At 71.3% G+C, this 23,611-nt stretch carries 21 protein-coding genes; 10 read left to right on the top strand and 11 right to left on the bottom strand.

Features of this window, described 5'->3' with window-relative positions; genetic code table 11:
• Positions 1-153: 153 nt before the first annotated feature.
• Complete coding sequence (locus Nocox_RS36795) at positions 154-1,341, bottom strand: RtcB family protein (RefSeq protein ID WP_020545059.1); 1,188 nt, start codon at positions 1,339-1,341, stop codon at positions 154-156.
• 163 nt (positions 1,342-1,504) lie between these two features.
• Here Nocox_RS36795 and Nocox_RS36800 point away from each other — a divergent pair, with 163 nt between their 5' ends.
• The gene (locus Nocox_RS36800; RefSeq protein WP_020545060.1) at positions 1,505-2,014 is read left to right on the top strand and encodes a peptidase inhibitor family I36 protein; all 510 of its coding nucleotides are present in this window, start codon (positions 1,505-1,507) and stop codon (positions 2,012-2,014) included.
• Here the strand turns inward: Nocox_RS36800 and Nocox_RS36805 are convergent.
• Positions 2,002-3,414: a DHA2 family efflux MFS transporter permease subunit gene (locus Nocox_RS36805; protein WP_020545061.1), complete on the bottom strand. Its 1,413-nt coding sequence runs from the start codon at positions 3,412-3,414 to the stop codon at positions 2,002-2,004. The genes Nocox_RS36800 and Nocox_RS36805 overlap by 13 nt on opposite strands.
• Positions 3,415-3,493: 79 nt before the next feature.
• On the opposite strand from Nocox_RS36805, the gene Nocox_RS36810 reads away from it, so the two are divergent.
• Positions 3,494-4,111 (top strand): TetR/AcrR family transcriptional regulator, encoded by a 618-nt coding sequence (locus Nocox_RS36810; protein ID WP_020545062.1) that lies wholly within the window; start codon positions 3,494-3,496, stop codon positions 4,109-4,111.
• Between the two features lie 3 nt (positions 4,112-4,114).
• Here Nocox_RS36810 and Nocox_RS36815 read toward each other — a convergent pair whose 3' ends face one another.
• The 7 genes from Nocox_RS36815 to Nocox_RS36845 all read right to left on the bottom strand — a co-directional run bounded on the left by Nocox_RS36815 (position 4,115) and on the right by Nocox_RS36845 (position 12,383).
• Positions 4,115-5,266 (bottom strand): CU044_5270 family protein, encoded by a 1,152-nt coding sequence (locus Nocox_RS36815; RefSeq protein WP_020545063.1) that lies wholly within the window; start codon positions 5,264-5,266, stop codon positions 4,115-4,117.
• Positions 5,263-5,799, bottom strand: coding sequence for an RNA polymerase sigma factor (locus tag Nocox_RS36820; protein ID WP_033410045.1), 537 nt, complete (start codon positions 5,797-5,799; stop codon positions 5,263-5,265). The genes Nocox_RS36815 and Nocox_RS36820 overlap by 4 nt, the downstream gene beginning before the upstream one ends.
• A gap of 64 nt (positions 5,800-5,863) precedes the next feature.
• Entirely contained in the window at positions 5,864-7,387 is a 1,524-nt protein-coding gene (locus tag Nocox_RS36825; protein WP_033410046.1) for an ATP-binding protein, read from the bottom strand.
• 47 nt (positions 7,388-7,434) lie between these two features.
• Positions 7,435-8,904: an AAA family ATPase gene (locus Nocox_RS36830; RefSeq protein ID WP_020545066.1), complete on the bottom strand. Its 1,470-nt coding sequence runs from the start codon at positions 8,902-8,904 to the stop codon at positions 7,435-7,437.
• Positions 8,905-8,977: 73 nt separating this feature from the next.
• On the bottom strand, positions 8,978-9,718 hold the full coding sequence (locus Nocox_RS36835; protein ID WP_020545067.1) for a succinate dehydrogenase/fumarate reductase iron-sulfur subunit: 741 nt from the start codon (positions 9,716-9,718) through the stop codon (positions 8,978-8,980).
• Positions 9,715-11,637, bottom strand: coding sequence for a fumarate reductase/succinate dehydrogenase flavoprotein subunit (locus tag Nocox_RS36840; RefSeq protein ID WP_020545068.1), 1,923 nt, complete (start codon positions 11,635-11,637; stop codon positions 9,715-9,717). Before Nocox_RS36840 ends, Nocox_RS36835 begins: the two co-directional genes overlap by 4 nt.
• Positions 11,634-12,383 (bottom strand): succinate dehydrogenase cytochrome b subunit, encoded by a 750-nt coding sequence (locus Nocox_RS36845; RefSeq protein ID WP_084685776.1) that lies wholly within the window; start codon positions 12,381-12,383, stop codon positions 11,634-11,636. The genes Nocox_RS36840 and Nocox_RS36845 overlap by 4 nt, the downstream gene beginning before the upstream one ends.
• A gap of 133 nt (positions 12,384-12,516) precedes the next feature.
• Between Nocox_RS36845 and Nocox_RS36850 the strand changes: the two genes are divergently transcribed.
• From Nocox_RS36850 to Nocox_RS36880, 7 genes are all read left to right on the top strand, one after another.
• Positions 12,517-13,446 carry a LysR family transcriptional regulator gene (locus tag Nocox_RS36850; RefSeq protein WP_020545070.1) on the top strand — a complete coding sequence of 310 codons (930 nt, stop codon included), beginning with the start codon at positions 12,517-12,519 and terminating at the stop codon, positions 13,444-13,446.
• A gap of 36 nt (positions 13,447-13,482) precedes the next feature.
• Entirely contained in the window at positions 13,483-14,616 is a 1,134-nt protein-coding gene (locus Nocox_RS36855) for a PP2C family protein-serine/threonine phosphatase (protein ID WP_020545071.1), read from the top strand.
• A 13-nt stretch (positions 14,617-14,629) separates the two neighbouring features.
• Positions 14,630-15,775, top strand: coding sequence for a sensor histidine kinase (locus tag Nocox_RS36860; RefSeq protein WP_051112658.1), 1,146 nt, complete (start codon positions 14,630-14,632; stop codon positions 15,773-15,775).
• On the top strand, positions 15,768-16,208 hold the full coding sequence (locus tag Nocox_RS36865; RefSeq protein WP_020545072.1) for a response regulator: 441 nt from the start codon (positions 15,768-15,770) through the stop codon (positions 16,206-16,208). Before Nocox_RS36860 ends, Nocox_RS36865 begins: the two co-directional genes overlap by 8 nt.
• 203 nt (positions 16,209-16,411) lie before the next feature.
• The gene (locus Nocox_RS36870) at positions 16,412-17,197 is read left to right on the top strand and encodes a hypothetical protein (RefSeq protein WP_026214738.1); all 786 of its coding nucleotides are present in this window, start codon (positions 16,412-16,414) and stop codon (positions 17,195-17,197) included.
• Positions 17,198-17,209: 12 nt separating this feature from the next.
• A complete protein-coding gene (locus tag Nocox_RS36875; RefSeq protein WP_020545074.1) occupies positions 17,210-19,102 on the top strand; it encodes a fumarate reductase/succinate dehydrogenase flavoprotein subunit in 1,893 nt (630 codons plus the stop codon).
• On the top strand, positions 19,099-19,854 hold the full coding sequence (locus tag Nocox_RS36880; RefSeq protein ID WP_020545075.1) for a succinate dehydrogenase/fumarate reductase iron-sulfur subunit: 756 nt from the start codon (positions 19,099-19,101) through the stop codon (positions 19,852-19,854). Before Nocox_RS36875 ends, Nocox_RS36880 begins: the two co-directional genes overlap by 4 nt.
• A gap of 58 nt (positions 19,855-19,912) precedes the next feature.
• On the opposite strand, the gene Nocox_RS36885 is transcribed toward Nocox_RS36880, so the two are convergent.
• Positions 19,913-21,232 (bottom strand): hypothetical protein, encoded by a 1,320-nt coding sequence (locus Nocox_RS36885; RefSeq protein WP_026214739.1) that lies wholly within the window; start codon positions 21,230-21,232, stop codon positions 19,913-19,915.
• 1,527 nt (positions 21,233-22,759) lie between these two features.
• On the opposite strand from Nocox_RS36885, the gene Nocox_RS36890 reads away from it, so the two are divergent.
• A complete protein-coding gene (locus Nocox_RS36890; protein ID WP_157383233.1) occupies positions 22,760-23,164 on the top strand; it encodes a hypothetical protein in 405 nt (134 codons plus the stop codon).
• Between the two features lie 38 nt (positions 23,165-23,202).
• Here the strand turns inward: Nocox_RS36890 and Nocox_RS36895 are convergent, their stop codons facing one another.
• Positions 23,203-23,598, bottom strand: a complete 396-nt coding sequence (locus tag Nocox_RS36895; RefSeq protein ID WP_020545076.1) for a (deoxy)nucleoside triphosphate pyrophosphohydrolase — start codon at positions 23,596-23,598, stop codon at positions 23,203-23,205.
• Between the last annotated feature and the right edge of the window lie 13 nt (positions 23,599-23,611).

The following is a 23,611-nucleotide window of genomic DNA, read 5'->3' on the forward strand; positions in this document are numbered from 1 at the left end:
CGGGCACTCCCTTGCATGGGAACACTGCTCGCCCGCTTGACCCTTGTCAAGAACCTCGTCAACCCCTACTGGCTCCCCGCTCCACGCGAAGAGCGCTCCCCCCGACGGGTTCACCCGCCTGAGGAAGCGCTCTCTGAGATCTGTCCCTCGACGTCAGCCCTTGATGCAGACGAGCTGGCGCAGGTGGGCGACGACCTGGACCAGGTCGGTCTGGGCGGCCATGACCGACTCCAGGTCCTTGTACGCCCCCGGAATCTCGTCCAGCACCCCCGCGTCCTTCCTGCACTCCACCCCGAACGTCTGCTCCTGCAGGTCCTTCAGGGTGAACGTCTTCTTCGCCTTGTTCCGGCTCATCTTGCGGCCGGCGCCGTGCGAGGCCGAGTTGTACGCCAGCCCGTTCCCCAGCCCCTTGACGATGTACGTCCCGGTGGCCATGGAGCCCGGGATGATGCCGAGGTCGCCGGAGCCGGCCCGGATCGCGCCCTTGCGGGTGACGAGCACGTCCACGCCCTCGTAGCGCTCCTCCGCCACGTAGTTGTGGTGGCAGGAGATGGGCTGCTCGAAGGTGATGTCCGGCAGGTGGCGGCGGAGGACGTCGCAGACCAGGCCCATCATGAGCGCCCGGTTGCGGCGCGCGTAGTCCTGGGCCCAGTAGAGGTCGCGGCGGTAGGCGTCCATCTCGGGCGTCCCGCCGAGGAAGACGGCGAGGTCGCGGTCCACCAGCCCCTGGTTGTGCGACAGGCCGCGGGCGACGCCGATGTGGTGCTCGGCCAGTTCCTTGCCGATGTTGCGCGAGCCGGAGTGGAGGACGACCCAGACGGCGCCCTCGTCGTCGGCGCAGATCTCCAGGAAGTGGTTGCCGCCGCCGAGGGTGCCCATCTGCGCCTCGGCCCGCTCGCGGCGGTCCCGTACGGCCGGGGCGAGGTCGTCGAAGCTCTTCCAGAACTCGGCCCAGCCGGCCGTGCGCATCCCGAAGATCTTGCCGGGGTCGACCGGGCGCTTGTGGTGCGCGAAGCCGACCGGCACCGCCTGCTCCAGCTTCCCGCGCAGGTAGGCGAGGTTGTCCGGGAGCCGGGCCGCCGTGTACGAGGTCTTGACCGCGCTCATCCCGCAGCCGATGTCCACGCCGACGGCGGCCGGCGAGACGGCCTCTCGCATGGCGATGACCGACCCGACCGTCGCGCCCTTGCCGTGGTGGACGTCGGGCATGACTGCGACGCCGTGGACCCAGGGGAGGTTCGCGACGTTGCGTAGCTGCTGCATCGCCTGGGGATCGACGGTCTCCGGCCGCGCCCACATCCTGATCGGGTGCTTGGTCCCGGTCACCTCGTGGTACGTCATCGCGTCTTGCCTCCTCTCGCGGGTCCACCGTGGAACGCGATCTATAAGGCCAGACATCCCATACCCGCCGCAACCGAATTAGGCGCTGTCAACACGGACTCAACACCGGCTCAACACCCGACCGCCTACGTTCCTCTCGTCCACCACGCCGAGAGGAACCGCCTTGAACAAGAACCGCCGCCACCTGGCCAACGCACTCAGAACGGCCGGCGTCGCCGCCGGCGCCGCGATCATCGTCTTCGGCGCGCTTCCCGCCCAGGCGGCCACCGCCGACAGCGCCACGGTCCAGGCGTACCTGGCCGCGTTCCCCGGCGGGACGCGGGTGAGCAGCAACGAGATCGTCTGGAACGGCGGCGACGTGCGGGTGGTCCTCGCCGCCACCGCCAAGGCCTGCCCGAAGGGCTATTACTGCGTGTACGAGCACCAGTACTGGCGCGGCGCCATGGGGGCGTGGCGCGCCTCGGCCAAGAACTGCAAGAAGTTCGACTTCACGAAGGGGTGGCGGGACCGGGTCTCGTCGTTCTGGGCGCGCGGCTCCTGCCCGTCCGACAACTACTTCCTGAAGAACAAGAAGAAGTTCCAGCCCGACCCGTTCGAGCCGCTGGTCGGCAAGAAGGCGTACGTCCGCTTCAACGACGCCTACGACTACGCGGCGCGCGGCTACACGGGCTGACCGCCGGCGGGCACGGCGGAGGGGCGGCCGGGCAGGAGCGGTACGGCGGCCAGGACGAGCGCGACCATGACGACGGACAGCCAGGCGACGCGGTGGAAGCCGGTCATCGCGTCGCCGGCGGTCTGCAGGACGAGCGTGACGAGGGCGACGCCGAGGGCCGCGCCGAGCTGGTTGAGCATGTAGAGCACGGAGCTGCCCTGCGCCACCAGCGGCGCCGGCAGCGTCCGGTAGAGGGAGCCCATCGTCGGCGCGCTGAAGCAGCCGCTCCCGAGCCCGAACGCGAAGGCCGCGAGCGCCGGCCACGCCTCGGGCGTGTCCGCCCCGATCCGGGTGAGGGCGAACGCGCTGAGCACGGCCCCGATCGCGCCGGCCGTGGCCAGGCCGCGGGCGCCGATGCGGTCGGACAGCCGCCCGGCCAGCGGCATGGCGAGCGAGCCGCCGAGCCCGATGGGGGCCATGAGCAGCCCGGCGGCGAGCACGCCGTGGCCGTGGGCCTGCTGGTAGTACAGGGGCAGGGCGAACAGGGCGGCGTACAGGCCGAGGCCGCCGATTCCCATGATCGCGACGCTGGCGCTGAACCCCCGCCCGGCGAACAGCCGCAGCTCGATCAGCGGCGCGGCGGCCCGCCGGGCGTGCCGCCCGTAGCCGAGCAGCAGCCCGGCCCCGAGCGTGAGCGGCAGCAGCGCCTGCCAGGTCGCGAAGCCGCCCTGCTCCGCCGTCTGTGACAGCGCCAGCACGACCGCGGCGAAGCCGGGGCCGAGCAGAGCCAGCCCGAGCACGTCGAGCCGCCCCGCCGCCTCACCCGCCGTGGCGGCGCCGGCGTCGGCGGGGACCACGCGCCGCGCCAGCACGTACGCGACCGCGGCAAGCAGCACGCTGAGCAGGAACATCCACCGCCACGACAGCGCGTTCAGCACCACGCCGCCCGCGATCGGCCCCAGGACGGGCCCGAGGGACAGGACGACGCCCATCAGCCCCATCACCCGCCCGGCCCGGTGCGGCCCGGCGGCGCGGGCCAGCAGAATCAGCACGAGGGGGTCGAGCAGCCCGGCGCCGAACCCCTGGAGCACGCGGAAGCCGATCAGCGCGCCGACGTCCCAGGCGAGCCCGGCCCCGAGCGAGCCGGCCGCGAACAGCGCCAGCCCGGCCAGCCACAGCCGCCGGCCGCCGAACCGGTCGACGGCCCAGGTGGCGAACGGGATCGTCGCGGTCACCGCCAGCAGGAACCCGGTGGACGTCCAGCCGGCCGTGCTGAGCGACGTGCCGAAGATACGTGCGAGGGTGCCGGTGGCGACGGCGGCCATCGTGCTGTTGAGGATGCCCAGCAGGCCGCCGAGCAGCACGACGCCGATCAGGGCGAGCAGCCGGCCGTCGAGGCGATCGACAGGATTTGAACTCATGGGTTCAACATAGTGATCTCATGCGTATGCATGCAACAGCCCGGTCCATGAAGCTGAACCGGGCAGTACAATCAGCGCCATGGGCAGCACCACGCGAGGCCGGATCGACAAACGCCAGGCGATCCTGGAGGGGGCGTTCACGGTGTTCGCCCGTCAGGGCTACGCGCAGGCGTGCGTCCAGGAGATCGCCGCCGAGGCGGGCGTGGCCAAGCCGACGGTCTACAACCACCTCACCGACAAGGCCACGCTGTTCAGGCACGCGATGGAGGAGAGCGCCCGCACGGCGCTGGAGGAGCGGCTGGCCGCGCTGGAGCCGCTGGCGCGTCCCGGCGACGACCTCGCCGCCACGCTCACGGACGTCGGGCACGCGCTGCTGCGCCTGCACACCGGCGGCCGCTGGTGCGCGCTGCGCCGCCTCCTCCACGCCGAGATCGCCCACTTCCCCGACCTGCTGGAGATCATCGACCGGTACGGCCCCGACCGGCTCGACCAGGCGCTCGCCGACCGGCTGGCCAGGCTCGCGCTCGCCGGCCGGCTGCGCGCCGCCGATCCCGACCTGGCCGCCGAGCAGTTCACGTCCCTGCTGCTCGGGCCCCTGGAGGCCAGGACCAGGCTCGGCACCCGCACCCTGGAGGACACCGAGCTGCGCGAGCTGGCCGAGGCGGCCGTACGGACGTTCCTCGCCGCTTGGGGGTGAGGGTCAGCGGCGCGGCCCGCTGTCCGTCCAGCCGGCCTCCAGCACGGCGACCGAGCTGAACACCGAGCCGGGCTCCAGACCGGCCTGGAGGCCGCCTGGCTCGACCACGATGTTCTCGTTGGCGAGCCCGCGGCCGGTCTCCTCGTCGAAGACCAGCCGGTTGCGCAGCAGCGCGCCGCCCTTGACCCGCTCCTCGACCGAGACGGCGGTGCCGGTGCGGCCCTCCGCGTCCGTGACGTCCTCGGTGACCTCGACCGTGTCGAGCCCCGCCAGCATCCGGAACGCCGCCCCGCGCACCTGCGGCGTCACCGGCATGTCGGTGATCAAACCAGCGCTCACCTTGAACAGCCAGACGTCCGAGGCCATCGGCACGCCGTCCGACTCGGTGTCGTGGCCCTCGTACGAGCGCAGCAGCCACCTCCGCAGCGCCTCCGGCTCGTCCGGCAGCCCGCGCAGGTCCTTCATCGTGACGTTGCGGCCCAGCCAGAACACCTTGTCCCCGTCCACGAGCGGGCTGTGGCCGGTCCTGACCTTCCCCGGCGCGGCCGGCATCGTGAGCGTCCCCCGCTTGCCCGGCACCTTGATCTCGAACTCGGCCGGCGACCCGGCCGCCTCCCACGCCCGGCGGTCCGCCTCGGTGGCGGGGGCCGCGCCGAGGGACTGGCCGCGGCTCCACTGCTCGCCACCCGGGGCGCGGGGCGTCCACATCTCGTCACGGCCGCGCGACTCGACCAGGTAGCCGCCGCCGGCCGCGGTGAACAGGGTGCGGGACACGGTCGCGGTGTGCCACCAGTCGCCCGTGGCCTCGGCCTGCCGGCCGGCGTTCGCGGCGGCGGCGAGCAGCACCTCCCGCGCCGACAGGCGCGTCTTCTCCGTGGCGTCCGGCGCGTTCGCCGCGACGGCGGGCGCTCGCGGCGGCGGAGCCGCGCCGCCGCCCGGCAGGACGACCGCCGCCGCGGTGACGGCCGCCGCCGCTGCCCCGGCCAGCGCGAGTCCCCACGCCGGGCGGCGGAAGGCCGGGCGCCGCCGCCGCGGCTCCGCCTCACGCGGCCGGGACATCGCGTACGCCAGCTCGGCCGCCCGCGTGCGCTCGTCCACAGGACGGTCGCCGAGGTGGGCGGGCCGGGCGGCCCTGAGCTCGTCGATCGGATTCATGACCACTCCTCACTGAGGCTCCGTACGGGGGACGGGGACGGGGACGGGGACGGCGGCGGGGGATTCTCCAGGGCCCGTTCCAGCCGCTTGCGGGCCCGGTGCAGGCGCACGCGGAAGGCCGCCGACGAGCAGCCCACGACCCGGGCCGCCTCCTTCGGCGACAACCCCTGCCAGGCCACCAGCAGCAGGATCTCCCGGTCGTCGTCGGACAGCCCGGCCAGCGCCCGCAGCACACCCAGGCGCTCGGTCACCTGCTCGGCCACGTCCCCTTCCGCCCAGGAGCGCAGCTCCGCCGCCAGCGCCTCCCTGCGCGCCTCGGCCCGCACGTTGTCGCGCAGGACGTTCCTCGCCACGCCGAGCAGCCACGGCAACGCCGGCTCCGGCACGTCGCCGAACCGCCGCCAGGCGATCGCGAACGTCTCGCTCACCACCTCGTCGGCCACCTGCCGGCCCGCGCGGCTGACCACGTAGGCCCAGACGCGTTGCCGGCAGTCGTCGTACATGCCGGTGAACCGGTCCGCATCATCGGACACCGCCCAGCCCCTTCGTTCGGATGTGTGCAACTGACACCACGAAGTGGTCCGGACGACCCCTTTGTTACACCCCGTCCGGCACGACGGCCGGCTCGCCGCAGCCCGCGACGGCGGCCAGATCGACCAGCAGGACATCTCCTCTGCGCCGCGCCAGGTCCACGAGGTCCGGCTGGAATCCCTCCATCGAGAACAGCGCCAGCACCGCCTTCCCCGCAGCATGCCCCTGCTCGGCCAGCAACGCCTTCAGCCGGTCGAGCCGGTCGAGGTCCGCGACGCTCCGCCGGAGCAGCGTGGCCTTCGCCTCCCCCACGAGGGCGATCTCGGCCCGCCCCGCCCGCTTGTCGAGGGCGACGACGTCGATCTCGTGTTTGGCCTGCCCCTTACGGTCGTTCACGACGGTCGAGGTCACCAGACCGGCGTGCCCTCGCAACGCGGGATCGGCCCGCGCCCTGAGCCAGGCTCTGGCGCAGCTCTCGAAGTGCGGCCCCAGGACGCGGGCGACGAACGTGGGCCGGGACCGGCGCCAGGCCTCAGCCGACTGCCCGATCTCGACGAGATCGCGCTGCGCCACGGTGATGAGGTTGTGGAACCGGATGACGGGGTCGGCCACCGTGATCACCGGTCGCCGTTCCCACAGGGGGTCGGTGTCGTAGCGCAGGTAGCCGGCACTTGTCAGCGCCTCAAGCGGACGTGTCAGTGACGAGCGCTGCTGCTCCAGCAATCCGCCGATCTTCGAGGGGCTGGTGGCGCCGTTCGCCACCGCGTTGATGATGGCGTAGTGCAGAGCGCTGCCGGTGAACTTGGGGTCCTCCCGCAGGAGATACTCCGCCTCGCTGCCGGAGAACAGCGCCTGCCGCGGGTCCAGCACAGTGGCCGGAGCCCATACGTCCACCTCGGCCGCGCTCTGCGGCGGATCGACGTTGGCGAGATTGCGGTAGCCCGGCGCCCCGCCGAGGATGGCGTGCACGCGCAGGGCCGCCGCCGGGTCGCCGATCCCCCAGTGCCGCGCCGTCGTGGTCAGGTCGAACGGGTGCAGGCGAAGGTCGATGGCCGCCCGTCCGCGCAGCGCCTTCGTCCCGGACAGCAGTTCGTTCATCACCGACATGGCCGATCCGCAGACGATCACCCGGCCACCGGGCGCACCCTCGCCGGTCTGGGAACGGTCGTAGAGGAGCTGGAGCAGGCCGGGCAGCTCCGGCGAGTGGGCCATCCAGTACGGCAGCTCGTCGATCACGAGCACGCCGGGCCCCGCGCCGCCGCTCCGCCGGGAGGACAGCTCGATGGCGGCGGACAGCAGTGACTCCCAGTTCGCGTCGGACACGAGTTCGGGGCCGATTCCCGCGTACCGCGCGATGGCGGCGGCCAGGCGCCGGCGAGCGGCGACGACCCCTTCCTCCGCGACGGCCGCGACGTAGAGACCGCCGGTGGCCTCCGCCAGCGCGCGCAGCAGGAAGCTCTTGCCCACCCGCCGCCGTCCGGAGACCACCCCGAGGCGCAGGCGGGGATCCCGATGCTGGACGAACTGGGTGAGAGCCGCCCACTCGGCGTCGCGCGCCAGCACTCGCGCCGGCTTGTGGATGAGAGTCACCTAATTAGTATGCAGGGCAGCATACTAATTAGGCACCAGTTCGCCGCCTACTCCCCTGTGTACATGCGGGCCAGGTCGACCAGTTCCACGTCCGGCCGCCCGCGGGCCAGCTCCGTCAATTCAGCAGTGAAGCCCGAGCGGGCGAACAGCAGCAGCTTGGGCTGCCGTTCGATCCTGGCGTCGGGAAGCAGCGCCCGCAGGTGTTCCAGCCGGTGGAGCTGCCCGGCGTCCATGGGCCCGGACGTCGCCTTGGCCTCGCCGATCGCGATGATCCGGTCGGCAGCGAAGGAGTCCGACTCGGTGATCACCAGGTCCAGCTCATGGCCCTGGCGATGGGCGCGGCATGGGATGTCGCTGGGACGTACGGCGGTGGCGATGCCGCCCAGCGTCTCGCTGGAGGCGTGCAGGAAGCACCACTCGCGGGCCAGATCCTCGAAGTGCGGGCCATAGATCCTGGAGGCCACCGTGTCGGCGCTGGTCCACCAGACCCGCTCCGCCCGACCGGCGACGAGCTCCGGCTCACGACGCTGAATGATCAGCTGGTGAAGGCGGACGACCGGCTCGGCGATCCGGAAGACGCTCCGCTTGTCCCGTAGCGCGTCATCGACCTGCTCGACCAGACCGATGTCGCGAAGACCCTGCAACAGATGCGCCAGCCCGCCGGAGGGGCGGCCGAGGGCGGCGGCTATCTCGGAACGCCGGTGACTGCCCGCACTGATGGCGCTCAGCACGGCGGTGTAGGACGTGGGGTCGGAGATCGACGGCTCTTCCCGCAGGAGAAGGCCACCCTCCCGGAACATCGCCGAGGCAGGGTTGAGCAGCCGCCGCCGCACCCAGCGGTCGAAGTCTTCGCGGGCGGCGGGACGTGATCCGCCGCACATCTCAAGATAGGCAGGGGTGCCGCCGACCAGGGCGTGAACTCGGAAGGCCAACTCCGGATCGTCCGTCAGACCCCAGAAGGACGCGGCGTCACGGAAACCGAAGGGCCGTACGACCAGTTCGAGCACGGCCCGGCCGCGCAGGGGCGCGCCGCCGCCGAGCAGCTGAGCCATCGTGGTCAGGGCACTGCCGCAGAGAATCAGCCGGGTACGGGTGCGCTCCTTCGCGTGTCCCCTCGGGCTGAGCGCGTGCTGCAGGTAGGACGGTAGCGCGGGGGTCGAGGAGACCAGGTAGGGGAACTCATCGATGATGACCGGTGTCGCCCGTTCCTCGCCCAGCCGCAGCAGCTCCTCGAGTCCTTCGCGCCAGTCCCGGAACGTCACCGGCTGCCGCAGCCCGCGGTAGGCGGCGTACGCGGAGCCGAGGTCGGCCAGGTTCTGGGCCTCGCTCTGCTGGGTGGCCGCGAACACCATGCCACCGGTCGCCTCGGCGAGCAGTTCGAGCATGAGGGTCTTGCCCTGGCGCCGGCGCCCGTAGACGAGCCCCAGTGTGGCGCCGTTCGCCGGGCTGGTGGCGAAGTCGGCGAGCTCTTCCCACTCGGAGTCCCGACGGAAGAGACGGTCAGGCTTCGGTAGCACGCGCCCCCCAAAGGACGGACGAGAATGATAGCTGCGACTATCATAGTTACAGCTATCATTCGTTGCCCGGCTCCTACTTGGAGTTGGCCTTCAGGTAGTCGGCGTTCATGCGGGCGATCGTGTCCAGCGGGATGCCCTTGGGGCAGACCGCGGTGCACTCGCCGGTGTTCGTGCAGCCGCCGAAGCCCTCGCCGTCCATCTGGTCCACCATCGCCTTGGCGCGGGTCAGCCGCTCGGGCTGGCCCTGGGGCAGGAGGCTCAGGTGGGTGATCTTGGCGGCGGTGAAGAGGGAGGCCGAGCCGTTCGGGCAGGCCGCCACGCAGGCGCCGCAGCCGATGCAGGTGGCCGCGTCGAAGGCGGAGTCGGCGTCCTCCTTGCGCACCGGCACGCTGTGCGCGTCCGGGGCCGAGCCGGCCGGCACCGAGACGAAGCCGCCCGCCTGGATGATGCGGTCGAAGGCGCTGCGGTCCACGACCAGGTCCTTGACGACCGGGAACGGGGCCGCCCGCCACGGCTCGATGGTGATCTCCGCGCCGTCCTCGAAGTGGCGCATGTGGAGCTGGCACGTGGTGGTCGCGCGCTGCTCGCCGTGGGCGACGCCGTTGATCACCATGCCGCACATGCCGCAGATGCCCTCGCGGCAGTCGTGGTCGAAGGCGATCGGGTCGTCGCCCTCCAGGATCAGGCGCTCGTTGAGGACGTCGAGCATCTCCAGGAAGGACATGTCCGGGGAGATGTCCTCCACCCGGTACGTCACCATCCGTCCCTTGTCCTTGGGACCGCTCTGACGCCAGACCTTGAGGGTCAGGTTCACTTGTAGCTCCGCTGGGTCATCTTGACGTACTCGTACTCGAGCGGTTCCTTGTGCAGCACCGGGCCGTCGGGGGTGCGCTCCCACGCCGAGACGTGCGCGAAGTTCTCGTCGTCGCGCAGGGCCTCGCCGTCGGCGTCCTGCGACTCGGCGCGGAAGTGGCCGCCGCAGGACTCGGTGCGGACCAGGGCGTCCAGGCACATGAGCTCGGCCAGGTCGAAGAAGTCGGCCACCCGGCCGGCCCGCTCCAGCACCTGGTTCAGCTCCTCGGCGGTGCCGCTGACCTTGACGTTCTCCCAGAACTCCTGACGCAGCTCGGGGATGCGCTCCAGGGCCTTGCGCAGCGACTCCTCGGTGCGCTCCATGCCGCAGTAGTCCCACATGAGCTTGCCGAGCTCGCGGTGGAAGGAGTCGGGCGTGCGGGTGCCGTTCACGGACAGCAGCCGCTCGATCCTGGAGCGGACCTTGATCTCCGCCTCGGCGACCGCCTCCTCGTCCACCTCGCCGAACGGGCCGTCGGCCAGATAGTCGCCGATGGTGGTCGGCAGCACGAAGTAGCCGTCGGCCAGGCCCTGCATGAGGGCGGAGGCGCCGAGGCGGTTCGCGCCGTGGTCGGAGAAGTTGGCCTCGCCGATGACGAACAGGCCGGGGATCGTGGACTGCAGGTCGTAGTCCACCCACAGGCCGCCCATCGTGTAGTGCACGGCGGGGTAGATGCGCATCGGCACCTCGTACGGGTTCTCGCCGGTGATGCGCTCGTACATGTCGAAGAGGTTGCCGTACTTCTTCTCGACGGCGTCGCGGCCGAGGCGGGCGATGGCGTCCCTGAAGTCCAGGTAGACGCCGAGGCCGCCGGGGCCGACGCCGCGGCCCTCGTCGCAGACGTTCTTGGCGGCCCGGGAGGCGATGTCGCGGGGCACCAGGTTGCCGAACGCCGGGTAGATGCGCTCCAGGTAGTAGTCGCGCTCGTCCTCGGGGATGGCGCCGGGGGCGCGCTCGTCGTTCTTGCGCAGCGGCACCCAGACGCGGCCGTCGTTGCGCAGCGACTCCGACATCAGGGTCAGCTTCGACTGGTAGTCGCCGGAGACCGGGATGCAGGTCGGGTGGATCTGGGTGTAGCACGGGTTGGCGAAGTACGCGCCCCGCTCGTGCGCCCGCCAGATGGCGGTCGTGTTGCAGCCCTTGGCGTTCGTGGACAGGAAGAACACGTTGCCGTAGCCACCGGTGGCGAGCACCACGGCGTCGGCCAGGTGCCGCTCGATCTCGCCGGTCACCATGTCGCGCACGATGACGCCACGCGCCCGCCCGCCGGAGACGATCACGTCGAGCATCTCGTGCCGGGTGTGCATCTTCACCGTGCCGGCCGCGATCTGCCGCTCCAGCGCCTGGTAGGCGCCGAGCAGGAGCTGCTGTCCCGTCTGGCCGCGGGCGTAGAAGGTGCGCGAGACCTGCGCGCCGCCGAACGAGCGGGTGTCGAGCAGGCCGCCGTACTCGCGGGCGAACGGCACGCCCTGCGCCACGGCCTGGTCGATGATGTTCACCGAGACCTGGGCGAGGCGGTAGACGTTGGACTCGCGGGCGCGGAAGTCGCCGCCCTTCACCGTGTCGTAGAAGAGCCGGTAGATCGAGTCGCCGTCGCCGCGGTAGTTCTTGGCCGCGTTGATGCCGCCCTGGGCGGCGATGGAGTGGGCGCGGCGCGGGGAGTCCTGGTAGCAGAAGGACGTGACGTTGTAGCCGAGCTCGCCCAGTGTCGCGGCGGCCGAGCCGCCGGCCAGGCCGGTGCCGACCACGATCACGTTGAGCTTGCGCTTGTTGGCCGGGTTGACCAGGCGGGCGGAGAACTTGCGCTTCTCCCACCGCTCCTCGATGGGCCCGGCGGGCGCCTTGGTGTCCCGGATCGGCGAGCCTTCGGTGTACTTCACTTCACAACTCCGAACGTGATCGCGAGGGGCGGGGCCAGGAAGCCGATCACCAAGGCGACGGAGACCAGCGCGGCGATCCCCTTGAGCGCCTTGTAGCGGTCGCGGTTGGCCCAGCCGAGCGTCTGCACGGCGCTCCAGATGCCGTGCCGCAGGTGCAGGCCGACCATGACGACGGCGACGACGTAGAGGAGCGTCACCCACCAGCGCGACGGGTCGAACCCAGCCACCATGCGGTCGGCCGGCTCGGAGCCGAAGCCCTTGGGGTTGACGACGCCGAAGGTGAGGTCGAGCAGGTGCCAGACGACGAAGAGCGCGATGGTCAGGCCGCCGAAGCGCATGATGTGCGTGGCGTAGCCGTTCGCCTGCGACTTCTTGGCGACGTACTTGACGGGCCTCGCGTGGCCGGCGCGGCGGGCCAGCGAGATCGCCGCCCACATGTGCGCGACGACCGACACGACCAGCACGATCTCCAGGATGGTCAGCGCGGCCCGGTACGGCAGCAGCGGCTCGAACAGCGTGCGCAGCGCGTGCGCGTACTCGTTGAAGGAGTCCTTGCCGAGGAAGATCTTGAGGTTCCCCAGCATGTGGGTGATGAGGAACAGCACCATCACGGCGCCCGTGACGGCCATCACGACCTTCTTGCCGTTCGACGAGCGGAGGAACCCGCCGGGCCGCTTGCGCGTTGGAGTGCTCTTGGGAGCGGGAACTGGCGCGGTGGCGGCGCCGCGCTCAATCGTGGCAGTCACGTTTTCGAACGCTATGTACGCAGGTACGATCCGTCCAAGTCATCAACGGCCTGGTTTCGATAGCCGTCGGCTATGATGCTGGTACGACCGGTCTTTTCCTCACCATACGGCCGGCCGGTGCGAGGAAAATCACATGCAGCTGCAACAGCTCGCCTACTTCGTGGCCGTCGCAGAGACCAGGCACTTCACCCAGGCCGCCGAGCGCATGCGGGTCGCCCAGCCCTCCCTGAGCAAGCAGATCAAGGCCCTGGAGTCCGACCTCGGCGCGCCGCTGTTCTCGCGCGCCCGGGGCAACGTCACGCTCACGCCCGCCGGCGAGGCGCTGCTGCCGCTCGCCCGCCGCATGCTCGCCGACGCCGACACCGCCCGGCAGGAGGTCGCCCAGCTCGCCGGGCTGCGCCGGGGCCGGGTCCGGCTCGGGGCCACGCCGTCGCTCTGCGCCGGGCTGCTCGCCGACGCGCTCGCCCGCTTCCACCGGGCCTATCCCGGGATCGAACTGCTGGTCGAGGAGGGCGGCTCGCGCGACCTGGTGCGGGCGCTGGCCCGTGGGCAGCTCGACCTGTCGCTGATCATCATGCCGTTGCAGAGCGACGACCCGGCCCTCGTCACCGAGGAGATCCTGCGGGAGAACCTCGTGGTCGTCTCGCCCTCGCACGAGCGGTCGCGGCGGCCGTACATGGAGATCGGCGAGCTGCGCGGGCGGCCGATGGTGATGTTCCGGCGCGGCTACGACCTGCGCGAGGCGACGCTGGCCGCCTGCCGGCACGCGGGCTTCGAGCCGCGCTTCGCGGTGCAGGGCGGCGAGATGGACGCCGTGCTGCGGTTCGTGGAGGCCGGGCTGGGGGTGGCCGTGGTGCCGTCCATGGTGCTCGACGGCCGGCCGGGGCTGGCGGGCACCCCGCTCGCGCCCCCGGGGCTCAGCCGGACCATCGCGCTCGCGCACCGCAAGGACGTCGAGCCGACCACGGCGGCGCAGGCGTTCCGCGGCGTGCTGCTGTCCTTCGTCGTGGAGGCCGGGGTGGAGGGCACGCTTCCGCAAGGGGTCGAACTCATCGCAGAATGAGCAGCAACGATCCCGAGCGCGCGGTGAGGCGGAAGGTTGACGGCACATCTCAGCGAGACGCTGACGCTGCTCCTCGTGGAGGACGACGACGGCGACGCCTTCCTCGTCGAGGAGCTGCTCCAGGAGGCCGCGGCGCCGCCGCGGATCTTCCGGGCGCGCAGCCTCCAGGAGGCGCGGACGAAGCTCACACCCGGGATCCAGTGCGTGCTGGTCGACCTGTCGCTCCCCGACGCCACCAGGCTGGAGGCGCTTGAGGAGGTCCTGGCCATGGCGCCGCACGCCGCCGTGCTGGTGCTCACCGGGTTACGCGACGCGCACGTCGGCGTCGCCGCCGTCTCGGCGGGCGCCCAGGACTACCTGGTCAAGCAGGACATCGACGCGCCCCTGCTGACCCGCGCCATCCGCTACGCGATGGAGCGCAAGCGCGCCGACCAGACCCAGCTCAGGCTGGTGCAGGCGGAGCTGATCGCCAAGGAGAACGCGCGCACCCAGCGCGGCCTGCTGCCCAGTCCCCTGCTGACGTCCGACGCGATCGAGCATCTGACCCGCTATCTGCCGGGCAGCGGCGGCACGCTGGCGGGCGACTTCCTCGACGCGGTGCAGACGCCGGACGGCGCGTTCCACGTGGTGGTGGGCGACGTGTGCGGGCACGGTCCGGACGAGGCGGCGCTGGGCGTGGCCCTGCGCATCGCCTGGCGCACGCTGGTGCTCGCCGGCCAGACCGGCGGCACGCTGCTGCGCACGCTCGACACCCTGCTGCGGGCCGAGCGCAAGGCGCCGGAGATCTTCACCACGCTGTGCACGGCGACGATCGCCCCCGACCTGCGGAGCGCGCGGATGCGGGTGGTCGGGCACCCGCCGCCGGTGCTGGTGCGCGACGGCACGGTCGAGGTGCTGGAGGGCGGGCCGTCCGGGCCGCCGCTCGGCATCTTCCCCGACGCCGAGTGGTCGGTGATCGACGTGCCGCTGGGCGACAAGTGGTCGATCATGTTCTACACCGACGGGCTGATCGAGGCGGCCGTGGGCGACCGCGACGAGCTGCTGGGCGTGGACGGCCTGGTCGGCCTCGTCCGCGAGCACGGCGCGGTCGACCTCGACCGGCTGATCCGGCACGCGGGCACGCTGAGCGACGACCTCGCCGTCGTCGTGGTGAGCAGGAGGACGGCGTGAGCAGGAGGACCCCGTGATCATCCATCCCCTGCCGCCCCCGAGGGAGCCGACCGGGCTCGGCCGGCTGCCGCTCGCCCGCTGGTTCCTGTTCATCGGCGCGGTGGCGGGCACGGCCTTCGCCGCCGGCGCCGTGACCACGATGATGATGATCGCCGACACCCAGGCCCTGTCCCCCCGCCCCGAGGTGGACGCGCAGGTCGCGCGGCTCAACGGGGCGCTGACCGTGCTGTTCGCGGTGCTGCTGGCCTGCGGCGTGGGGCTCGCGTTCATCGTGCGCTACGCCGTGCTGAAGCCCATCCGCCAGCTCACCGAGCAGGTGCGCACGGTGGCGGCCGGCGACTTCGACCACGCCCTGCACGTCGACCGTCCGGCCGAGCTGGCGGAGCTGTCCAGCCACGTCGACGCCATGCGCGACCGCATCGTGTCGGCCTGGCGGACGGCCAGCGACCAGGCCGAGGAGCTGCGCCGCTCCAACGGCGAGCTGGAGCAGTTCGCGTACGTGGCCAGCCACGACCTCCAGGAGCCGCTGCGCAAGGTCGCGAGCTTCACGCAGATGCTGGAGCAGCGCTACGGCCCGCAGCTCGACGACCGGGCCCGCCAGTACATCCACTACGCGGTGGACGGCGCCAAGCGCATGCAGCTCCTGATCAACGACCTGCTGGACTTCTCCAGGGTCGGCCGGGTCACCGGCGCGCGCACCACGGTCGACTCCGGCGCGGCCCTCGACCAGGCGCTGGACAACCTCTCGGCGACGATCGAGGACACCGGGGCCACGGTGACGAGGGGCGAGCTGCCCGCGATCCACGGCAACCGGGTGCAGCTCACCCAGCTCTTCCAGAACCTCGTCGAGAACGCGGTGAAGTTCCGCTCGGAGGAGCCCCCGCGCGTGCACGTCGAGGCCCGGCGGGAGGGCGAGATGTGGGAGTTCAGCTGCGCCGACAACGGCATCGGCGTCGAGCCCAAGTACGCCGACCGCATCTTCCTGATCTTCCAGCGCCTGCACGCCCGCGACGTCTATCCGGGCACCGGCATCGGGCTGGCGCTGTGCCGCAAGATCGTCGAGTTTCACGGCGGGCAGCTCTGGCTGGACGACACCGGCGAGGGCCGGGGCGCGACGTTCCGCTGGACGCTGCCGCCGGCGGGAGGCGCCGATGAGTGAGGGACGGCCGATCGAGGTGCTGCTGGTCGAGGACGACCAGGGCGACATCCTGCTCACCCGCGAGGCGTTCGACCTCAACAAGGTGCGCAACCGGCTGCACGTGGTCAACGACGGCGAGCAGGCGGTGGCGTTCCTGCGCCGGGAGGGGAGCTACGCGGGCGTGCCGTGCCCCGACCTGATCCTGCTCGACCTCAACCTGCCGCGGATGAGCGGGCTGGAGGTGCTGAGCGAGATCAAGGCGGACCCGGCGCTGGCCACGATCCCGGTGGTGGTCCTGACGACGTCGGAGGCGGAGGAGGACATCCTGCACAGCTACCGGCTGCACGCCAACGCGTACGTCACCAAGCCTGTCGATTTTGAGCAGTTCATCCGGGTTGTGCGCCAAATAGACGATTTTTTCGTGACCGTGGTTAAGTTGCCGGCCCATGGGTAGCGCCCCTGACGGGCTACGTGACAGGAATCACAGCCGGTCATCGAAAAAGTGAGTGACCCCGCTCACAAATCGAGATGCGACCGTCGTAACGTATCCCCCACCAATGCGCGCCTGGAGCGGCGAGCACCGCCGGCACGCGCGCCCAGTGAAACGAACCTCGGACCCCCTGCGCGACGGGTCCGTGGGAGGTGGAGAGGTCCGCGATGACCCAGACGACGCCCGAAGCACCGGTCAGAAGGCAGCGTGCGCAAGTCAAGGTGCGCACCCTGCGCACCGACAGATGGTGGCTGGCCCCACTGGTCACATTCCTCGGGCTCAGCTCGTTCCTTGTCTACGGTGTATGGGCGATCATCGACAACAGCTACTTCGTCGATCCGTACATCGCACCGTTCGCCTCACCCTGCCTGGCGTCCTCCTGTCCCGAGGGCGCGCGGTTGTTCGGGTGGGCGCCGTTCGGTGACTGGTACACCCTGCCGCCCGGCCTGCTCATCCTCGGGCTGCCCGGCGGGTTCCGGCTCACCTGCTACTACTACCGCAAGTCGTACTACCGCTCGTTCTGGTTGTCGCCGCCCGCGTGCGCGGTGCAGGAGCCGCACGGCAAGTACACCGGTGAGCGCCGCTTCCCGCTGATCCTGCAGAACATCCACCGCTACTTCTTCTACGCGGCCATCCTGATCGGCCTCGTCCTGGCCTACGACGCCGTCCTGGCGCTCGTCCACAAGCCCCTCGGCCTCGGCACCTGGATCCTGGTCATCAACGCCGTCCTCATCAACATGTACACGCTGTCGTGCCACTCGTGCCGGCACATCACCGCGGGCAGGCTCAACCACTTCTCCCGCCATCCGCTGCGCTACCGGGCCTGGACGTTCATCTCCAAGCTCAACGCCAAGCACCAGCAGCTCGCCTGGGCCTCGATGTTCTCGGTCATGATCGCCGACTTCTACGTCCGCATGGTCGCCAAGGGCATCATCGCCTTCCCGTTCGCCTAAAAGGATCAACCAGTGGAAATCGAACGTCACGAATACGACGTCGTCGTCATCGGCGCGGGCGGAGCCGGCCTGCGCGCCGCGATCGAGGCCCGGCAGCAGGGCAAGAGGACGGCGATCGTCTGCAAGTCGCTGTTCGGCAAGGCGCACACCGTCATGGCCGAGGGTGGCGCCGCCGCCGCGATGGGCAACGTCAACCCCGACGACAACTGGATGGTGCACTTCCGCGACACCATGCGCGGCGGCAAGTTCCTCAACAACTGGCGCATGGCCGAGCTGCACGCCAAGGAGGCGCCCGACCGGGTCTGGGAGCTGGAGGCCTGGGGCGCGCTGTTCGACCGCACCAAGGACGGCAAGATCAGCCAGCGGAACTTCGGCGGTCACGAGTACCCGCGGCTCGCACACGTGGGCGACCGTACCGGCCTGGAGCTGATCCGCACCCTCCAGCAGCGCGTGGTCGCGCTGCAGCAGGAGGACTACGAGAACCACGGCGACTACGAGGCCTACATCAAGGTCTTCGCCGAGTGCACGGTCACCCGGCTGCTCAAGGACGGCGAGCGCATCTCCGGCGCGTTCGGCTACTGGCGCGAGACCGGCAACCTCGTCCTCTTCGACACCCCGGCCGTGGTCCTCGCCACCGGCGGCATCGGCAAGTCGTACGTCGTCACCTCCAACTCCTGGGAGTACACCGGCGACGGGCACGCCCTGGCCCTGCTGGCCGGCGCGAAGCTCATCAACATGGAGTTCATCCAGTTCCACCCCACGGGGATGGTCTGGCCGCCGTCCGTGCGCGGCATCCTCGTCACCGAGTCCGTCCGCGGCGACGGCGGGGTGCTGCGCAACTCCGAGGGCAAGCGCTTCATGTTCGACTACATCCCCGACGTCTTCAAGGACAAGTACGCGACCACCGAGGAGGAGGGCGACCGCTGGTACACCGACCAGGCCAACAACCGGCGCCCGCCCGAGCTGCTGCCCCGTGACGAGGTGGCCCGCGCGATCAACGCCGAGGTCAAGGCCGGTCGCGGATCACCGCAGGGCGGCGTGTTCCTCGACGTGTCCACCCGGCTGCCCGCCGAGGAGATCAAGAAGCGGCTGCCGTCGATGCACCACCAGTTCAAGGAGCTGGCCGACGTCGACATCACCGCCGAGCCCATGCAGGTGGGCCCGACCTGCCACTACATCATGGGCGGCGTCGAGGTGGACGCCGACACCGGCGCGGCCGACGTCCCCGGTCTGTTCGCGGCCGGCGAGGTGTCCGGCGGCATGCACGGCTCCAACCGGCTGGGCGGCAACTCGCTGTCCGACCTGCTGGTGTTCGGGCGCCGGGCGGGCGCGGGCGCGGCCGCGTACGTGGACGGGCTCCCCGCCCGGCCCAAGGTCAGCCCCGAGTCCGTCGAGTCGGCCCGCGAGGAGGCGCTCGCCCCGCTCGGCCGCAGCGGCGAGAACCCGTACGAGGTGCACCACGAGCTGCAGCGGACCATGAACGACCTGGTCGGCATCATCCGCAAGGCCGAGGAGGTCGCCGAGGCGCTGCAGACCGTGGAGAAGCTCAAGGAGCGCGTGCGCATGGTCGGGGCGGGCGGGTCCCGCATCTACAACCCCGGCTGGCACCTCGCGCTCGACCTGCGCAACATGGTGCTGGTGTCGGAGTGCGTGGCGAGGGCCGCGCTGCTGCGCGAGGAGAGCCGCGGCGGGCACACCCGCGACGACTTCCCCGGCATGAACCCGGAGTGGCGGCGCAAGCTGCTCGTCTGCTCCAGCGAGGACGGCTCCTCGGTGCAGGTGGTCGAGAAGGAACAGCCCCCCATGCGGGACGACCTGATCACCCTGTTCGACCGGGACGAGCTGCAGAAGTATCTCACCGACGAAGAGATGGCCGAGTTCGACGGGATAGCGAAGAAGTCATGAGCTACAAGGCAAAGTTCAAGGTCTGGCGCGGTGAGGGCGGCGAAGGCAAACTCGAGGACTTCACCGTCGAGGTCAACGAGGGCGAGGTCGTCCTCGACATCATCCACCGGCTCCAGGCGACGCAGGCGCCCGACCTGGCCGTACGGTGGAACTGCAAGGCCGGCAAGTGCGGCTCGTGCAGCATGGAGATCAACGGCAAGCCACGGCTGGGCTGCATGACCCGGATGTCCACCTTCTCGGAGGACGAGACCATCACGGTCACGCCGATGCGGACGTTCCCGGTCATCAAGGACCTCGTGACCGACGTGTCCTTCAACTACCAGAAGGCCAGGGAGGTCCCCTCCTTCACGCCGCCCGCCGACGTGCGGCCCGGCGAGTACCGCATGAAGCAGGTCGACGTCGAGCGGTCCCAGGAGTTCCGCAAGTGCATCGAGTGCTTCATGTGCAACAACGTCTGCCACGTGATCCGCGACCATGAGGAGAACAAGGCCAACTTCTCCGGGCCGCGCTTCCTCATGCGGATCGCCGAGCTGGACATGCACCCGTACGACGTGGCCGACCGGCAGGAGGCGGCGCAGTCCGAGCACGGGCTCGGCTACTGCAACATCACCAAGTGCTGCACCGAGGTCTGCCCCGAGCACATCAAGATCACCGACAACGCGCTCATCCCGATGAAGGAGCGCGTCGTGGACCGCAAGTACGACCCGCTGGTGTGGCTGGGCAACAAGATCTTCCGTCGCGCCAAGTCGTGACCCGCGCATGAGGAAGGGGGCCGGTACGGACACCGGCCCCCTTCCTTCATGTTCGCGCTCAGTCCTTGGCGTGGCGGCGGAAGCGCCTGCGCTTCTCCTCCGGCAGCTCCCTGGTCGGCTCAGGCTGGACCATCGTCGCCTCCCCGTCGGCCGGCACGTACGGCGGCGGATCGTACTGTCCCTGCTCCTCCTGAGGCCGGTCGTACGGCTGCGCGGGCTGGAACAGCGACCCGGCGGGCGCCTGCTGCCACGGCTCGGAGTCGCCGGGCTCGGCCGCCGCGGCCGGGCCGAGCGGGTGCTCGTGCCCGTCGTCCACCGGCGCGCCCCCGCCCGGCGGGATGTCCGCCGGCGGAGCGGGCGGGACCAGCGGCTCGAACGGGTCGCGGTAGTCCTTCTCCTGAGCCTCCTGGACGGGCTCGTGGCTGTAGTCGTCGGGGTGCAGCACCACGGGCGGTGGCTCGGGCGGCGCCGCGGGCGGCTCCTGCTCGTAGCCCTGCGGCGGGTACGGATGGCCGGGATCCTGGTACATCGGGGCGTACTGCACCGGGCCGCTCGCGTACGTCTGCACCGGCACGAAACTGATGATCGGCGCGTACGCCGTGCCGCCCGGATAGCCGGGAGCGGCGAAGCCCGCGCTCGCGTACCCGGGGCCGGCCGGATAACCGGGGCCACCCGGCGGGGGCGGATAGCCGGGAGCGCCCGCCGGCGGGTAGCCCGCAGCCGGGCCCGCCTTGCGCACGGCGGCCGCGTGGGCCATCCGCCGCAGCCTTCCCTCGAAGATCAGCACCGCGAACAGCGCGAGCAGCACCAGCACCAGCGCAGGGATGCTGAGCTTCTGCGTCAGCGTCTTCTCGTCGAACTCCGGCGCCGCGGCCCGCAACTCCAGCGGCACCTCCTCGGAGGAGGCGACCTGCGTCTCGCTCGGCACGGTCGTCGGCGTGTCCTGGGCGACGGAGGGAACCAGGACATCCGGCTCCTCCGACGTGGGGGACGCGGTGGGCAGCACCGGGGGCTCTTCGGCCTGGGTGGTCGGCGGCGCGACGTTCTGGGTGGGCGGCTCCGGCGCCTGCGTGGTCGCGGGGGCCGTGGTGGGCCTCTTGGTGGGGGCGGTGGTCTTCTTCGTCGGGGTCGCCGTCACCGTCCTGGTGATCGTCGTCTCCGGCACGTCGGTCGGCTCGGGCGTGCCTAACGTGGTGGTCACCGTGACCGTGGTCTGGGGGTCGTTCTGGCACGTGGTGTCGCCGGCGTCGCAGGGCTCGACCGGGTCGAGCGCCACGGAGGCGCTGGCGCTCTGCACGATGAACGGCGTCGCGCCGACGCCGGCCAGGCCGAGCGCCAGGACGATGGCGGAGACGGCTGTCGCTCGCGTGCGTGCCACCAGTGCCCTCCGCGTAGTCCCGGAACCATGGTCAAGGGAATACTAGTCGGGTCAAAGTAACAGTAAAGCCCGTTTTACCGCACCATCTTACGTTTGCTGCGCTTTTGTACCGTGACAATTCCCCAGAGCCCTGCAAGAAGCGTAGCAACAGCGGCCGCGGCGAGCACGTGGCCGAGGCTTCCCTTCAACGGATTGACCACAGCGGCCACCGGCCGCGGCTTCTCGTGCGCCATCCGCAACTCGACCGGCAGAGGCACCCCGAACCCGCCCTCACCACCCGGCGGCACACCCGGCCCACCCGGGAGCACCCCACCCGCCAAGGACGAACCCGCCAGCGACCCACCCCCGGCCGCCCCGCCGCCGGACGCCCCACCGCCGGACGCCCCGCCGCCGGACGCCCCACCGCCGGACGCCCCACCGACCCCGGACCCACCGTCCGCAGGGGACCCACCGACCCCCGACCCACCATCCGCGGGGAACCCGCCGACCCCGGCCGACGGCACAACCGGCCCAGCCCCCAGCAACCCACCGACCCCAGCCGGCGGAACCGCCAGAGCCCCAGCCTCCCCCGCCACCTCCGGCGACCGAACCCCGGAAAGCCCCTGCCCCACAGCCCCGACCCCCTGGGGCACCTGAGAACCAGCCAACCCCGGCACCTGAGGCACGGCCGACACTCTTCGACCCACGTGCGCGGGAGACGCGGCTTGGGCTCTTGGAGCCGTGTGCGTCTGTGGCGCGACCCGGGCCTGTGGCGCGGTCGCCGCGGGCGGAACGTCCTGCGCGGACGGGGCAGTGCGGGCTTGCGGCCCGGCCTGCTCCCTGTGACCCCGCCGCTCCCCGTGCCCCACTCGCCTAGCCTGCCTGGCACGCCTGATCTGCCCCGCCTGCCCTCTCTGCTCGGGCGCACGGGCGAAGGGCCCCTGGGGAAGGACTTGCGGCGCCGAGGGCTGCCCCCCACCGGTCACCTGCCCCTGCCCCTGCGCTTGCCCCTGGCCCTGTCCTTGCCCCGGCGCCTGCGCCTGTCCCACTCCCTGGGGTGCGACAAGCACATCCTCGGAGCCCTGCAGCCACCCGGCTCCCGCCCGGTCCTGGTGCGCCACACTCGGCTGGGCGGGCTGGGCGTTGCCTGTGGCGGTGTCGGTGTACGGGGGCGGGGCCTGGTCGAGGACCGGCACGGGGCAGCGGTGCGCCGGGAAGCAGTGGTGGGTGGTAGGGGCGCCGCCCACGCGATCCGGCTCCACAGGGGCCGGCAGAGGCTGGCGGCCCCCGTTCACCGCGGCCGGCGCGGCGGACTCGACCGCCGCCCCAGCAAGCACCGGACCGCCGCTCACGACGGGCGTGGTGACGGTCTCCTCCACCGTCTCCGCCGCGCCGTCCGCCTCGTGACGCACCTTGGCGACGGCGGCCAGCACCACCTCACCGGTCCCCTCCGGAGCGGTCACCGTCACGTCGACGGAACGCGCCCCCGCCTCGCTCCCGAGCCGGCACATCCGCGCCCCGGACACCGTGGCCGCGTCACCCCGTTCGGTGACCCCCGCCAGGGTCAGCGCGCGGTCGGCGAGCCGCGCCGCCACGCCCGGCTGCACGGCGAGCGCCTTACGCTCCGTAACCGGCGTCTGGAAGCCCGGGGCCGGAGCGGCAGGGCTCGGACGTTCGCAGGTCACCGCCGACAGCGCCGCCGCCGGGGCGGCCGCCACGACGACCCGCCCGCCGCCGGCGGACATCCCGTTGACGCGGACCCGGAACCGCTGCATGTCCCCCGTACGGAGCCACTTGCCCACGCCGTCCTCGGCCGGTTCGACCCGCTCCAGCACCAGCGACACCCCGCTCGCCGCCACCGGCACGGCGGGCACGGCGGCCAGGATCACCACCCCGGCCAGCATCCAGCCACGACGCATCGCCAAACTCCCCCGCTGTGACACAAACCCGTAATCACGCCTAGTAACCATTGTGTCACAGAGCGGGAGGACTCAATCAGCCAGGAGGATGCTCTCCACGGTCTTCATGACGGGCAGGTCCGCCCCGAGCCAGTCGACGTCGTAGTACTCGTCCGGCGCCAGCCACCGCAACGCCATGTGCTCCCGCGCCTCGGGGGTGCCCGAGGCGAGGGCGGCCAGCCAGACGCGCATCACGTACCCCGGGGAGAGCGGCCAGTCGCCGCCGACGCGTTCGCCGACCGCGATCTCGACGCCCAGTTCCTCGCGGCACTCCCGGACCAGCGCCTCCTCCTCGCCCTCGCCGGGGTCCACCTTCCCGCCGGGGAACTCCCATCCGCCGGCGAGCGCCGGCGGCTCGGCCCGCTGCGCGGCCAGGACCCGGCCGTCCGGGTCGACGATCACGGCGGCCACGACCACGATCACGCTCATGCGTCGAGTTTCC

It is taken from the genome of Nonomuraea coxensis DSM 45129 (genome assembly GCF_019397265.1).
Taxonomy (GTDB): Bacteria; Actinomycetota; Actinomycetes; order Streptosporangiales; family Streptosporangiaceae; genus Nonomuraea; species Nonomuraea coxensis.

Excerpts from the sequence above, each read along its gene's own strand:
- Nocox_RS36870 (WP_026214738.1), top strand. The coding sequence starts at position 16,412 with ATGACCCAGACGACGCCCGAAGCACCGGTCAGAAGGCAGCGTGCGCAA.
- Nocox_RS36795 (WP_020545059.1), bottom strand. The coding sequence starts at position 1,341 with ATGACGTACCACGAGGTGACCGGGACCAAGCACCCGATCAGGATGTGG.
- Nocox_RS36865 (WP_020545072.1), top strand. The coding sequence starts at position 15,768 with ATGAGTGAGGGACGGCCGATCGAGGTGCTGCTGGTCGAGGACGACCAG.
- Nocox_RS36850 (WP_020545070.1), top strand. The coding sequence starts at position 12,517 with ATGCAGCTGCAACAGCTCGCCTACTTCGTGGCCGTCGCAGAGACCAGG.
- Nocox_RS36815 (WP_020545063.1), bottom strand. The coding sequence starts at position 5,266 with ATGAATCCGATCGACGAGCTCAGGGCCGCCCGGCCCGCCCACCTCGGC.
- Nocox_RS36810 (WP_020545062.1), top strand. The coding sequence starts at position 3,494 with ATGGGCAGCACCACGCGAGGCCGGATCGACAAACGCCAGGCGATCCTG.
- Nocox_RS36880 (WP_020545075.1), top strand. The coding sequence starts at position 19,099 with ATGAGCTACAAGGCAAAGTTCAAGGTCTGGCGCGGTGAGGGCGGCGAA.
- Nocox_RS36805 (WP_020545061.1), bottom strand. The coding sequence starts at position 3,414 with ATGAGTTCAAATCCTGTCGATCGCCTCGACGGCCGGCTGCTCGCCCTG.
- Nocox_RS36895 (WP_020545076.1), bottom strand. The coding sequence starts at position 23,598 with ATGAGCGTGATCGTGGTCGTGGCCGCCGTGATCGTCGACCCGGACGGC.